Here is a 13,588-nt window from a genome sequence, read left to right on the forward strand (position 1 = left end):
GACTGGTGCGCATTCCACGAACCGATCGACGGAGCACCATGCCTGACATCACGAGCGAGCAGGTCGCCCACCTGGCGGACCTCGCGCGTATCGCACTCACGCCCGACGAGATCGAGAAGATGACCGGGGAGCTGTCGCACATCGTCGACAGCGTCGCCCGCGTCACCGAGGTCGCGACCCCGGACGTCCCCGCGACGAGCCACCCGGTGCCCCTCGGCACCGTGACGCGGCCCGACGTCGTCGGCGAGACGCTGACCCAGGAGCAGGCGCTGTCCGGCGCCCCGGACTCCGACGGCGAACGGTTCCGCGTGACGGCCATCCTGGGAGAAGAGCAGTGACCGACGACATCACCCGGCTGAGCGCCGCAGCGCTCGCCGACGCCCTCGTGGCCCGCGACGTCTCGAGCGTCGAGGCCACGCAGGCCCACCTCGACCGCATCGCGGCGGTGGACGGCGACGTCCACGCCTTCCTGCACGTCAACCAGAACGCGCTCGCCGTCGCCAAGTCGATCGACGCGCGTCGTTCGGCCGGTGACGAGCTCGGCGCGCTCGCCGGTGTGCCGATCGCGATCAAGGACGTCCTGTGCACGCAGGACATGCCGACGACCTCGGGGTCGAAGATCCTCGAGGGCTGGGTCCCGCCGTACGACGCCACGACGGTCGCGAAGCTCCGCGCCGCGGGCCTCGTGCCGCTCGGCAAGACCAACATGGACGAGTTCGCGATGGGCTCGACGACCGAGTTCTCGGCGTACGGCCCGACCCGCAACCCGTGGGACCTCGACCGGATCCCCGGTGGCTCCGGCGGTGGTTCGGCGGCCGCGGTCGCCGCACACGAGGCACCGTTCGCTCTGGGCTCGGACACCGGTGGCTCGATCCGCCAGCCGGGTGCCGTCACGGGCACCGTCGGTGTGAAGCCGACCTACGGCGGCGTCAGCCGGTACGGCGCGATCGCGCTCGCCTCGTCGCTCGACCAGGTCGGGCCGGTGTCCCGCACCGTGCTCGACGCTGCGCTCCTGCACGACGTCATCGGCGGGCACGACCCGCGCGACTCCACGTCGATCCCGGACGCCTGGCCGTCGATGGCCGCCGCCGCGCGCGAGGGCCTGCAGGCCGACACGCTCCGCGGGATGAAGGTCGGCGTCGTGAAGGAACTCGCCGGGGGCGAGGGCTTCCAGGCCGGCGTCACGCAGCGCTTCCAGGAGACCGTCGCGATCCTCGAGACCGCGGGCGCCGAGGTCGTCGAGATCGACGCGCCCTCGTTCGCCCACGCGATCAGCGCCTACTACCTGATCCTCCCCGCCGAGGCGTCGTCGAACCTCGCGAAGTTCGACTCGGTGCGCTTCGGCCTCCGTGTCACGCCGGAGAACGGCGCGACCGTCGAGGACGTCATGGCCGCCACCCGCGAGGCCGGCTTCGGCCCCGAGGTGAAGCGCCGCATCATCCTCGGCACCTACGCGCTGAGCGCCGGGTACTACGACGCCTACTACGGCTCGGCGCAGAAGGTCCGCACGCTCGTGCAGCGCGACTTCCAGGCCGCGTTCGAGCGGGTCGACCTGCTCATCAGCCCCTCGGCCCCGACCACGGCGTTCCCTCTGGGCGAGCGCCTCGACGACCCGCTGTCGATGTACCTGAACGACCTCACGACGATCCCGGCGAACCTCGCCGGCGTCCCCGGCATGAGCATCCCGAACGGCCTCGCTCCCGAGGACTCGCTGCCGACCGGCGTGCAGCTGATGGCCCCGCAGCGCGAGGACGCCCGCCTGTACCGCTACGGCGCCGCCCTCGAGCGCCTGCTCGAACAGCAGTGGGGTCGTCCGCTCATCGACAGCATCCCGGACCTCGACCAGTCTCAGCAGTCCGCTGCGCAGGAAGGTGTGATCTGATGGCGCAGAAGGACGCGCTGATGGACTTCGACGAGGCGCTCGAGCGCTTCGAGCCGGTGCTCGGCTTCGAGGTCCACGTCGAGCTCGCGACGAAGACCAAGATGTTCTCGGACGCGCCGAACTTCTTCGGTGGCGAGCCGAACACGAACGTGACGCCGGTCGACCTCGGGCTGCCCGGGTCGCTGCCCGTCGTCAACGAGCAGGCCGTGCGCTACTCGATCCAGCTCGGGCTCGCGCTCGGCTGCTCGATCGCCGAGTCCTCGCGGTTCGCCCGGAAGAACTACTACTACCCGGACAACCCGAAGAACTACCAGATCTCGCAGTACGACGAGCCGATCGCGTTCGAGGGCGAGGTCGAGGTCGAACTCGCCGACGGCACGATCTTCAACGTCCCGATCGAGCGGGCCCACATGGAGGAGGACGCCGGCAAGCTGACGCACGTCGGCGGTGCCACCGGCCGCATCCAGGGCGCCGAGTACTCGCTCGTCGACTACAACCGCGCCGGCGTCCCGCTCGTCGAGATCGTCACGAAGCCGATCTTCGGCGCGAAGGACCGCGCTCCGGAGCTCGGGGCCGCGTACGTGCAGGTCATCCGTGACCTCGTCCGCGCGCTCGGGGTCTCCGAGGCCCGCATGGAGCGCGGCAACCTGCGCTGCGACGCCAACATCTCGCTGCGCCCCTGGGGCCAGGAGAAGCTCGGCACGCGCACCGAGACGAAGAACGTCAACTCGTTCCGCGCCGTCGAGCGCGCCATCCGCTACGAGATCCAGCGCCAGGCCGCGATCCTCGCCGCCGGTGGCACGATCACGCAGGAAACCCGGCACTGGCACGAGGACACCGGCCGCACCTCGGCCGGCCGCCCGAAGTCGGACGCCGACGACTACCGCTACTTCCCGGAGCCCGACCTGCTCCCGATCGTGCCGGACCCGGCCGTGATCGAGGAGCTCCGGGCGTCCCTGCCCGAGGCCCCGGTCGCACGCCGTCGTCGTCTCAAGGGCGACTGGGGCTTCAGCGACCTCGAGTTCCAGGACGTCGTCAACGGTGGGCTGCTCGACGAGGTCGAGGCCACGGTCGCCGCCGGTGCGTCGCCGCAGGCCGCCCGCAAGTGGTGGACCGGTGAGATCAGCCGTGTGGCGAACGCGCAGGAGGCCACCGCCGGTGACCTCGTCTCGCCGCAGCACGTCGCCGAGACGATCGCGCTCGTCGAGTCCGGTGACCTCACCGACCGTCTCGCCCGCCAGGTGCTCGAGGGCGTCATCGCCGGCGAGGGTTCGCCGGCACAGGTCGTCGAAGCGCGTGGGCTCAAGGTCGTGTCGGACGACTCGGCGCTCACCGCCGCTGTCGACGAGGCGCTCGCCGCACAGCCGGACGTGCTCGCCAAGATCCAGGACGGCAAGGTCCAGGCCGCCGGCGCGATCATCGGCGCGGTCATGAAGGCCATGAAGGGTCAGGCCGACGCAGCCCGGGTCCGCGAACTCGTGCTGGAGCGCGCGCAGCAGTCGTAGCGCGTCGGTACGCGCCCCGCGGAACCAGGTTCCGGACGCAGCACCGTGGAACGCCACGGTGCTGTGTCCGTTCCGCAGCGTCGACCGTGCGGCGGTGTCTCGGTCGGGTTCCTGGGGACGCGTCCACGACCCGGTGACAGGATGAGTCGTGTCAGCAACGATCCGCGCCATCGGTACCGCCGTCCCCGAGACGACGCTCGACCAGGACCGGGTGCGCGACCTCTTCGCCGCCCAGCCCGGACTCGGACGGCTCGCCGGTCGCCTCGTGCCCGCAGCGTTCGGCGCCTCCGAGGTGGACCACCGGCACACCGTGCTCGAGGAGCTCGACACCCGTCGCGCGGGCGGTGCGTTCCGCGACGACGCAGGTGCCCTGCACTCGCCGACGACCGGGCAGCGCAACGACCGGTACCGCGAGCTGGCGCCCGACCTCTTCGTCGCGGCCGCCCAGGACGCGGTCGACCGTGCCGGCATCGCGCCCGGCACCGTCACGCACCTCGTCACCGTGTCGTGCACGGGCTTCACGCAGCCAGGCCCGGACATCGACGTCGTCGACCGGCTCGGCCTGCCCGCCGGTGTGTTCCGGCACCACATCGGCTTCATGGGCTGCTGTGCGGCCTTCCCCGCGCTCCGCATCGCCGCCGCGTTCGTCGACGCCGACCCGGACGCCGTCGTGCTCGTCGTCTGCGCCGAACTCTGCACGCTGCACGTCCGGTCGTCCGACGACCCCGACCAGATCGTCGCGAACAGCGTCTTCGGTGACGGTGCCGCCGCGGCCGTCGTCACCGCCGACGGTCCCGGGCTGCGCTTCGACGGGTTCGCCACCGCCGTCGTCACCGAGGGGGCGTCCGAGATGGCGTGGAACATCGGCGACGAGGGCTTCGAGATGGTCCTCTCCACCGCGGTGCCGAAGCTCGTCGGCCAGTACGTCCCCGCGGCCGTCGCGCCGTTGCTCGGGGGAGCGCCGGCCACCGACGTGCCCGTCTGGGCCGTGCACCCGGGCGGCCGCGCGATCCTCGACCGGGCGCAGGACGCGCTCGGGTTGCCCGACGAGGCGATCGCATCGAGCCGGCGGGTGCTCCGCGAGCACGGCAACATGTCGAGCGCCACGGTGCTGTTCGTGCTCCGGGACGCGGTCGACGCCGGGCTCCGGGACGGCAGCGCCCTGGTGGCCCTCGCGTTCGGGCCGGGGCTGACGGTCGAGAGCGCGCGGCTGACCGCGGTGCGGACCGAGGCGTCGCCGGCGGTCGAGGGCTCACGGACGCCGGTCGCGACCACGGAGTCGGCGTGAGCGGACGTGCCGGCGGGGAGTCGCGCCTCCCGGCCGTGGACCTGACCACGCGCGCCCGCGACCTGCGCGAGCTCATGGACGACCCCGACTGTGACCCACGCGTGCTCGACCGGACCTTCCGACGGTTCGCGCTCGTGAACGCCCTGGTCAGCGGGTGGCGGTCGGTGTGGCGGACACACGTGGTACCCGCGCTGCCGGCGTCCGGCGGTGGACGGGTGCTCGACCTCGGGTGCGGCGGGGGAGACCTCGCACGGGCGCTCGTCCGCTGGGCGGCCGCGGACGGCATCCGGCTCGACGTCGTCGGTGCCGATCCGGACGACCGAGCGATCGACGCCGCCGAACGGTCGACGCCGCGCGGGGTGACCTTCCTGCGCCGGTCGAGCGACGAGCTGGTGGCCGCGGGGGAGCGGTTCGACGTCGTGGTGTCGAACCACGTGCTGCACCACCTCGGCGACGAGGAGCGGGACGGCTTCCTCGCCGACTCGGAGCGACTCGCGACGAACCGGAGCCTGCACTCGGACATCCGGCGGTCGGCGAGTGCGTACCGTGCGTACGCGGTCGGTGCACCGCTCGTCAGCGCGGGGACGTTCGTGCGGGTCGACGGCCTGCGGTCGATCCGCCGGAGCTACACGCTGCCCGAACTGCGTGCGGTGCTGCCCGCGGGGTGGCGAGCCGAGTCGGCGTCCCCGCACCGTCTGCTCGCCGTGCGGGACGCGGTACCCGCGGTCTGACGGCGGGGACCGCCGACCGCCGACCGCCGACTGCCGACCGCCGAGTCTCGCGCTGGACGACAGCTCACGCGCGTCGGGCTGCGTGACGTGTCGCTGGGGCCGAGACCCGGGCGGGGCGGGCCGAGACTCGGGCGGGGCGGGCCGAGACTCGAGCGGGGCGGGTCGAGACTCGGCAGGGCGAGCGCGCGGTGGTCCGCTAGCGTCGGCACCATGCCTGCCTCGCCGCCCCTGCACCGGGTCGCCGTGCTCGTGCTGCCGGGCGCGAAGCCACTGGACGTGGGGATCCCGGCGCAGGTGTTCTCCAACCGGCCGAGCATGCCGTACGCCGTCCGGGTGTGCGGGCCGCGAGCCGGGACCGTGCACGGCGGGGACGGCCTCGCGTACGCCGTCGGGCGCGGGCTCGAGGCCGTCGACTGGGCGGACACGGTCTTCGTCCCTGGCTACCGGTACCCCGCCGACGTCCCACCGCCCCCGGAGGTCGTGACGGCACTCCGCGCCGCGCACGACGCCGGGACGCGGATCGCGGCGATCTCGACGGGAGCCTTCGCGCTCGCCGCGGCCGGACTCCTCGACGGCCGGCGCGCGACGACGCACTGGCACTACACGCGCGTGCTCCGCGAGCGGTACCCGGACGTCGACGTCGACGAGGACGTCCTGTTCGTCGACGCCGGGTCCGTCCTGACGAGCGCCGGAGCGGCGAGCGGCATCGACCTCTGCCTGCACATCGTCCGGCAGGACCACGGGGTGGCGCTGTCGAACCACGTCGCACGACGCCTCGTCAGCGCCCCGTACCGGAGCGGCGGGCAGGCGCAGTACGTGCCACGGAGCGTGCCCGAGCCACTCGGCGACGTGTTCGCGGCGACGCGGGAGTGGGCGCTCCGGCACCTCGGCGAACCGCTGACCCTCGACCGGTTGGCGCGGCAGGCGACGGTGTCACCGCGGACGTTCTCGCGGCGGTTCGCCGAGGACACCGGGTACACGCCGATGCAGTGGGTGCTCCGGGCCCGCGTGGACCTCGCGCGCGAGTTGCTGGAGGCGACGGACCTCGGGGTGGACCAGGTCGCGGAGCGAGCAGGACTCGGGACGGACGCGAACCTGCGGACGCACTTCCGGCGGGTGCTCGGCACCTCGCCGACGGCCTACCGGCGGACGTTCCGCGACTGACCGCGGCGGCCGCGCCAGGGTGGCGTGATCCTTCCGGACGCTGGCCGTCGTGCCACTGGAGCCGCGCCTCCCGGCTCGTGAGCATGGACACATGACTCGTATCGCCATCAACGGCTTCGGCCGCATCGGCCGCAACACGCTCCGCGCCCTCCTCGCCCGAGGCGGTGACGACCTGGACGTCGTCGCCGTCAACGACCTGACCGCGCCGGAGACGCTCGCGCACCTCTTCCGCTACGACTCAGCCCTCGGTCCGTTCGCCGGCACCGTCGAGGTGGACGGCGACGCCCTCGTCGTCGACGGACGGCGCATCCGCGTGCTCGCCGAACGCGAACCCGCCGACCTGCCGTGGGCCGAGCTCGGGGTCGAGGTCGTGCTCGAGGCGACCGGTCGGTTCACCGCGCGCGAGGCGGCCGCTGGGCACCTCGAGGCCGGCGCCCGACGTGTGCTCATCAGTGCGCCGGCGACCGGCGCGGACGCGACCATCGCGTTCGGCGTCAACTCCGACGTGTACGACCCGGCGGCGCACACCGTGGTGTCGAACGCCTCGTGCACGACGAACGCGCTGGCACCGCTCGCGGCCGTGCTCGACGACCTCGCCGGGATCGAACACGGCTTCATGACGACCGTGCACGCGTACACGCAGGAGCAGAACCTGCAGGACGGGCCGCACCGTGACCTCCGTCGGGCACGGGCGGCCGGCGTGAACATCGTGCCGACGACGACCGGAGCGGCGAAGGCCATCGGGCTCGTGCTGCCGCGGCTCGACGGCAAGCTGTCCGGCGACTCGATCCGCGTGCCCGTGCCCGTCGGCTCGATCGTGGAGCTGAACACCGTGGTGGCTCGGAACGTCACGCTGGACGAGGTGAACGCGGCGTACCGGACGGCTGCTGAGGGGGCGCTCGCCGGCGTGCTGGCGTACACGGCGGACCCGCTCGTGTCGACGGACATCACGGGGCGGCCGGAGTCGGCGGTGTTCGACTCGCTGCTGACCCGGGTCGACGCGGGGCGGCACGTGAAGGTCGTGGCCTGGTACGACAACGAGTGGGGGTTCTCGAACCGGGTGGTGGACACGCTGGGCATGCTCGCGCGGGGGTAGCGCGGCGGGCGAGTCTCGCCAGACCGCGCGCGAGACTCGCGCTGGGCGACGCATCACGGGCACTCGGCCGTATGATCTGTCGCGCAGCGCGAGACTCGGGGCGCGCGCGTGCCCGCCCGCGGCCCGCTCAGGTGATCGCGGCGGTGGTGGACGCGAAGGAGCGGGAGCGCACGGCCTCGCGGTAGCGGTCGAGCGCTGCAGCGTCGGCCCCGACGGACTCCAGCGCCGCCAGGCCCGCCCCGAGCACCGGGGGATCGGTCACCCAGGTCGGCACGGCGCCCGGTACCCGCTCCGCGAGCCCGGCCACCACCGCCTCCACGAGCAACGGGTCCCGCGCCGCGAGCACCCCGCCGCCGAGCACGACGGGCACCGTTCCCGCGGAGCCGAGGCCGAGCCTGCCGAGCGCGACCGATGCCAGCAGCACGATCTCCTCGGCCTGCCGCTCCACGACGCTCCGCGCCACCGCGTCCCCACCGCCGGCGGTCTCGAAGAGCACCGGGCAGAGCCGGTTGAACACCCCGAGGTCGAGCCGGCCGAAGTGGATCGACTCGGTGACCTCGCGGACCGAGCGCATGCCGAGCGCGGCCGGCACCGCGACCTGCAGCGCCGTCGCCGGTCCACGGCCGTCCTCGGCGCGCGCCGCGTGCCACAGCGCCCGGTTGCCGAGGTACGCACCGCCGCCCCAGTCCCCGGAGATGTCCCCGATCGCCGGGAACCGGGCGGTCGCACCGTCGGCGCGGACCGCGACGGCATTGATGCCGGTCCCGCACACCACCGCCGCGGCGTCCGGCGACAGGGTGCCGGCCCGCAGCAGCGCGAAGAGGTCGTTGTCGAGGACGTCCGGCGCTCCACCGTCGCCCGCCCAGCGGGACAGCGCTGCCTCGGCGGCGACGAGCTCGTCGTGCAGGTCGAGCCCCGCGAGGTACACGTGCGTGGTGAGGATGCGCCGGTCGCCGAGATGACGCACGACCCGACCGCGGACGTCGTCGAGGATCGGTCCGGCGATCGCCCACCCACGGCTCTGCGGGTTCGACCCCGGACCCCGGGCGTGCCCGACGATGCTGCCGTCGAGCGCGATCGCGACGACGTCGGTCTTGCTCCCGCCGCCGTCGACGGCGAGCACGACGTCACCGGCGCCGGCGGCGCCGACCGGACGGGAGGCACGGATCGCCCCCGCCTCGCTGGTCCCCGTCGTCCCGTCGGTCGCCGCCACCGCGCTGGTGGCCGCCGTCACGCCGGTGCGGCTCAGGCCACCCACGTCGCCTGCTCCGATCGCGCCCACGGCAGGTGCTCCGCGTTCGCGGCGAGCAGCAGGTCGGTCGCCTTCTCGGCGCGGTCGACCTGCCCGACGAGCGGGTGCGCCCACATCGCGCGGAGCACCCGGTCACGTCCGCCGTGCACGGCCGCGTCGAGCGCCAGTCGCTCGTACCCGGCGACGTGGGCGACGAGCGCCGCCATGTCCGGTGCGAGCGGGGCGACGGGGAGCGGGGTGATCGCCTGCCGGGTGACGCGTGCCGGCACCTCGATGACGTGGTCGTCGGGGAGGAAGTCGAACGTGCCGTCGTTCCGGACGTTGAGCACCTGCACGTCACCGCGGTCGCCGAGGATCGAGGACAGGACGTCGATCGCCGCCTCGGAGTAGTACGCGCCGCCGCGCTGCTCGAGCTCGGCGGGCTTCGTGACGACCGACGGATCGGCGTACTTGGTCAGCAGCGCGCGCTCCGTCGCCATCACGGCCTCCGCGCGGGTCGGCTCGTGCAGCTGCTCCTCGAGCACGACGTCGTGGCTGTAGAAGTACCGCAGGTAGTACGACGGGATCGCGTGCTGCAGGCGGAGCTGGTCCGGGTGCATCTTCACGCTGTGTGCGGTGCGCTCGAGGGCGTCCTCGGACAGCAGCTCGGGCAGCACGTCGCGCTCCCCGGTGTCGTCGCGCACGTGCACGCCGCGCTCCCACGTCAGGTGGTTCAGGCCGACGTGGTCGAGCCGCACCCGGTCCGGGGCGACGCCGAACTCCTTCGCGAACCGCCGCTGGAAGCCGATCGCGACGTTGCAGAGTCCGACGGCGCGGTGCCCGGCTTCGAGGAGCGCGCGGGTGACGATGCCGACCGGGTTCGTGAAGTCGACGATCCAGGCGTCCGGCTTGGCGTGCTTCCGGACCAGCTCGGCGTACTCGAGCACGACGGGCACGGTGCGCAGCGCCTTCGCGAACCCGCCGGGGCCGGTGGTCTCCTGCCCGATGCAGCAGAGCTCGTGCGGCCACGTCTCGTCCTGCTGTCGGGCCGCCTGGCCGCCGATGCGGAGCTGGAACATGACCGCGTCGGCGTCCGAGACGCCCGCGACGACGTCGTCGGTGACGTGCACGGTGCCGGGGTGCCCGGCGTGCGCGAACATGCGCCGCGCCACACCGCCGACGAGTTCGCGGCGGACGGGGTCGGGGTCGACGAGCCAGAGTTCGTCGATGGGCAGTTGGTCGCGGAGCCGGGCGAAGCCGTCCACGAGTTCGGGGGTGTAGGTGGATCCGCCACCGATGACCGTGAGTTTCACTGTGGTGCTATCCCTTCACGCCGGTGAGCGCGATGCCCTCGACGAATGCCTTCTGTGCGAAGAAGAAGATGACGACGACGGGGACCATGACCACGACGGTCATCGCCATCGTCATCGACCAGTCGGTGCCGTGTTGCCCGCGGAACGTGGCGAGCCCGTACGCCACCGGCCAGGCGGCCTGGTTCTCGGAGGCGTAGAGGAGCGGGCCGTAGTAGTCGTTCCACGAGTGGAAGAACATGAAGATCGCCGCCGACGCGATGCCCGGTCGGGCCATCGGGACGACGACCCGCATGAGCACACCCCACTCGCTGCAGCCGTCCATGCGGGCGGCGTCGCCGTACTCCTTCGGGATGGTGAGGAAGAACTGGCGGAGCAGGAAGATGCTGAACGCGTCGCCGAGCAGGTTCGGCAGGATCAGCGGCCAGAGCGTGCCGGTGAGGTGCAGGTGCGACCACATCACGTAGACCGGCACCGCGGTGACCTGCGGCGGCAGGAGCATCGCGACGATGATCACCGTGAAGACCGCGTTCGCACCCCGGAACCTGATCTGTGCGAGGGCGTACGCCGCCGGGACCGAGCTGACGAGCATGAACGCGGTCGCGAGCACGGCGTACATCGCCGAGTTGCCGAACCACTGCGCGAGCGGCAGCTCGGTGAACACGCGTCCGTAGTTCGAGAGGTCGAACGGCCTCGGGACGATCGACGCGGTCAGGGCCTGGTTGCTCGACATGAGCGACGTCAGCACGACGAACACGATCGGCGCGATGGTCAGGACCCCGAGGGCGACGAGCACGGCGTGCTCGGCGATCCAGACCAGCGGGCTGCGACGTGGCCCACGGGCGGCACCGGGGGCCGCACCGCGGGGAGCGCGGGCGACTCGGGGTTGGGAGACGGCGGTCATCAGGACTCCTCCGGACGGAACACCGAGATCCGGCGCATCGTGAACACGAGCACCACGGCGGTGATCACGAACAGCACGACGGCCATCGCGGACGCGTAGCCGAACTGGAAGTTCGCGAACCCGTGCTGGTAGAGCAGCTCGGTGTAGGTGAGCAGCGAGGTTCCCGGGTACCCGAGGTCCGCCGCCGTGCCGCCGCCAATCGTCGCCCGGCCGCTCGCCACCCCGGACGCGACCGCGGCCTCGGTGAAGTACTGCAGGGCGGCGATGACACCCGTGACCGCGGCGAAGCCGATGACCGGCGCGATGGTCGGCAGCGTGATGTGCCGGACCTGCTGGATGCCGTTCGCCCCGTCGAGCGACGCCGCCTCGTAGAGGTCGCGCGGCACGTCGAGCAGCGACGCCAGGAAGATGATCATGATGTCGCCGGTCACCCAGACGCCCATGATCACGAGCGACGGCTTCGACCAGGACGGGTCGTTGAACCACAGGGGCCCGTCGATGCCGAACACCCGCAGGATCTGGTTCACCGGACCGGTGCCCGGGTTGAACAGGAACACGAAGGCCACGACGCTCGCGACCGGCGGCACGAGGGCCGGCAGGTAGAACAACGTCCGCCAGAACCCGGACATCGTCTTCGCGCGGCTCAGCAGCCCGGCGACGAGCAGGCCGCAGACGATCCGCACCGGGACGAGGATGACCACGAACCAGAGCGTGTTGACGATCGCGGGGCCGATCTGCGGGTCCTGCGTGAACAGGAACCGGTAGTTCAGCAGGCCGACGAACTGGGGCTCCTGCAGCTGGTTGTAGCGCGTGAACGAGTAGAAGACCGACGCGACGAGTGGGTAGGCGAAGAAGAGCACCAGGCCCGCCAGGGCCGGAGCGAGCATCGTCAGCGCGACGAGGCGTCGACGGGACTCGGCTGAGCGGCGCCGGCGCACCGGGGCGGAACCGGGCAGTGGACCCGACCCCGTCGGGCCGGTGGGCCGGGAGGCGCGGGTGGGCCGCGCCTCCCGGCCGACGGTCTCGGTGGGCGTGGTCATCACGGACCGGTCAGCTGGTTCGCGTTGTCGATGTCCTGGTCGAGCTTCCGCAGCTGCGCGTCCAGGTCACCGCCCGACTCCTGCCACGCCTGCCAGGCCTTGGTCTGGGTGGCGAGGTAGGCGGCACCGTCCGGGGTGGCCGGCGAGGTGAAGGTCTTCGGGTTGCCCGCGATGTCGACGAAGGTCTGGTAGCGGTCGTCGACCTCGAGGTCCTTCGACTTCAGCGCGGACTGCAGCGTCGGGATGTTCTTCAGTCCGTTCGCCATCGTGACCTGGGCGTCGGTGTCGAGCGACAGGTACTTGAGCAGCGCCCAGGCGAGCTCGGGCTGCTTCGAGCCCTTCGCGATGCCCGCGACGTTGCCCGCGATCCAGGTGGAACCGAAGTTCCCGACGCCCGGCAGCACCGGGATCGGCGCGGTGCCGTAGTCGAGATCGGGCTTCTGGTCGGCGATGAACGCGGTGCGGTACTCGCCGTCGATCTCCATCGCGACCTGGCCGGTCTGGAACGCGTTGTCGGCGGCGAACTCCTGGCCGAGCCCGGACGTGAAGGCCTTGAGCTTGTCGTAGCCGATCTCGTCGATGTAGTCCTTCTGCCACTGCAGGAGCTGCTTCCAGCCCGGCGACGTGCCGATGACGCTCTTGCCGTCCTTGTCCAGCCACTTGCCGTCGATCATCGCGGCCCAGTGCTGGGGGGAGTTCTCGTAGAAGTCGATGAGGGGGTTGAAGCCCAGTCGCTTGATCGACCCGTCGGCGTTGTACGTCGTGAGCTTGAGTCCGTCGGCCTTGAGCTCGTCGAGGGTCTTCGGCGGGCTCGTGATGCCCGCCTCCTCGAACGCCTGGTTGTTGTACAGCAGCGCGTCCACGTCGGCGAGGGCCGGGAGCGTGCAGCGCTGGCCCTTGTACTCGGTGTAGCCACGGACGGCCTCGGGGATGTCCGACAGGTCGACGTCGTCCCGCTTGATGTACGGCGCGAGGTCACGGAAGGCTCCGGAGGAGCAGAAGCTGCCGACGATCGCGGTCGAGTAGGACAGACCGACGTCGATGTTCTGCCCCGACGAGATCGCCTTCTGCAGCTTCTCGTCGTCCTGGCCGGCGTGGATGTCGACGGTCACGTCGGGGTTCGCTCGTTCGAAGCCGTCGACGGCCTTCTTGATGACGCCCGCTTCGCGGCCGGTGAAGAAGTGCCAGAGGGACACGGTGCCCTCGAGCTTCTTCGGGGCCGTCTCGTCGATGTCGGCGGCGCTGCTGCCGGAGCTGCACCCGGCGACGACGAGGGCTCCGGCGACCGCGAGTGCGGTGGCGGCGGTGATCCGGGTGGCGGATCGCTTGTTGAGGTGCATCGGTACTCGCTCTCTGGTCGTGGCGGTCCGGTCCGGGTCGGGTTCCGGGCGCGCCGAAGAGCCCTCTGGCAGGGCTGGCGAACAGTGCTGGGTTCGG

12 protein-coding genes are annotated in these 13,588 nt (G+C 72.0%); 7 read left to right on the top strand and 5 right to left on the bottom strand.

Annotated elements, in window-relative coordinates; all coding sequences use genetic code 11:
* The first annotated feature begins 38 nt into the window (after positions 1 to 38).
* The 7 genes from gatC (at position 39) to gap (ending at position 7,666) form a co-directional block, all read left to right on the top strand.
* Positions 39 to 338: an Asp-tRNA(Asn)/Glu-tRNA(Gln) amidotransferase subunit GatC gene (gene gatC, locus ACY3FI_RS04485; protein ID WP_462549552.1), complete on the top strand. Its 300-nt coding sequence runs from the start codon at positions 39 to 41 to the stop codon at positions 336 to 338.
* Entirely contained in the window at positions 335 to 1,882 is a 1,548-nt protein-coding gene (gatA, locus tag ACY3FI_RS04490; protein ID WP_462549553.1) for an Asp-tRNA(Asn)/Glu-tRNA(Gln) amidotransferase subunit GatA, read from the top strand. The genes gatC and gatA overlap by 4 nt, the downstream gene beginning before the upstream one ends.
* A complete protein-coding gene (gatB, locus tag ACY3FI_RS04495; protein WP_462549554.1) occupies positions 1,882 to 3,387 on the top strand; it encodes an Asp-tRNA(Asn)/Glu-tRNA(Gln) amidotransferase subunit GatB in 1,506 nt (501 codons plus the stop codon). Before gatA ends, gatB begins: the two co-directional genes overlap by 1 nt.
* Before the next feature lie 148 nt (positions 3,388 to 3,535).
* Positions 3,536 to 4,675 carry a type III polyketide synthase gene (locus tag ACY3FI_RS04500; protein WP_462549555.1) on the top strand — a complete coding sequence of 380 codons (1,140 nt, stop codon included), beginning with the start codon at positions 3,536 to 3,538 and terminating at the stop codon, positions 4,673 to 4,675.
* A complete protein-coding gene (locus ACY3FI_RS04505; protein ID WP_462549556.1) occupies positions 4,672 to 5,406 on the top strand; it encodes a methyltransferase domain-containing protein in 735 nt (244 codons plus the stop codon). The genes ACY3FI_RS04500 and ACY3FI_RS04505 overlap by 4 nt, the downstream gene beginning before the upstream one ends.
* Positions 5,407 to 5,616: 210 nt before the next feature.
* Positions 5,617 to 6,570: a GlxA family transcriptional regulator gene (locus ACY3FI_RS04510; RefSeq protein WP_462549557.1), complete on the top strand. Its 954-nt coding sequence runs from the start codon at positions 5,617 to 5,619 to the stop codon at positions 6,568 to 6,570.
* A gap of 91 nt (positions 6,571 to 6,661) precedes the next feature.
* Positions 6,662 to 7,666, top strand: coding sequence for a type I glyceraldehyde-3-phosphate dehydrogenase (gene gap / locus ACY3FI_RS04515; protein WP_462549558.1), 1,005 nt, complete (start codon positions 6,662 to 6,664; stop codon positions 7,664 to 7,666).
* A gap of 127 nt (positions 7,667 to 7,793) precedes the next feature.
* Here gap and ACY3FI_RS04520 read toward each other — a convergent pair whose 3' ends face one another.
* The 5 genes from ACY3FI_RS04520 to ACY3FI_RS04540 are packed head-to-tail and all read right to left on the bottom strand — an operon-like array spanning position 7,794 to position 13,491.
* Positions 7,794 to 8,924, bottom strand: a complete 1,131-nt coding sequence (locus ACY3FI_RS04520; protein WP_462549559.1) for an N-acetylglucosamine kinase — start codon at positions 8,922 to 8,924, stop codon at positions 7,794 to 7,796.
* Complete coding sequence (locus ACY3FI_RS04525) at positions 8,912 to 10,210, bottom strand: 6-phospho-beta-glucosidase (protein ID WP_462549560.1); 1,299 nt, start codon at positions 10,208 to 10,210, stop codon at positions 8,912 to 8,914. Before ACY3FI_RS04525 ends, ACY3FI_RS04520 begins: the two co-directional genes overlap by 13 nt.
* Before the next feature lie 7 nt (positions 10,211 to 10,217).
* Positions 10,218 to 11,111, bottom strand: coding sequence for a carbohydrate ABC transporter permease (locus tag ACY3FI_RS04530; protein WP_462549561.1), 894 nt, complete (start codon positions 11,109 to 11,111; stop codon positions 10,218 to 10,220).
* Positions 11,111 to 12,151 (bottom strand): carbohydrate ABC transporter permease, encoded by a 1,041-nt coding sequence (locus ACY3FI_RS04535; RefSeq protein WP_462549562.1) that lies wholly within the window; start codon positions 12,149 to 12,151, stop codon positions 11,111 to 11,113. The genes ACY3FI_RS04530 and ACY3FI_RS04535 overlap by 1 nt, the downstream gene beginning before the upstream one ends.
* Positions 12,151 to 13,491 carry an extracellular solute-binding protein gene (locus ACY3FI_RS04540; protein ID WP_462549563.1) on the bottom strand — a complete coding sequence of 447 codons (1,341 nt, stop codon included), beginning with the start codon at positions 13,489 to 13,491 and terminating at the stop codon, positions 12,151 to 12,153. Before ACY3FI_RS04540 ends, ACY3FI_RS04535 begins: the two co-directional genes overlap by 1 nt.
* Between the last annotated feature and the right edge of the window lie 97 nt (positions 13,492 to 13,588).

This window comes from Curtobacterium sp. RM9 (assembly GCF_054956955.1).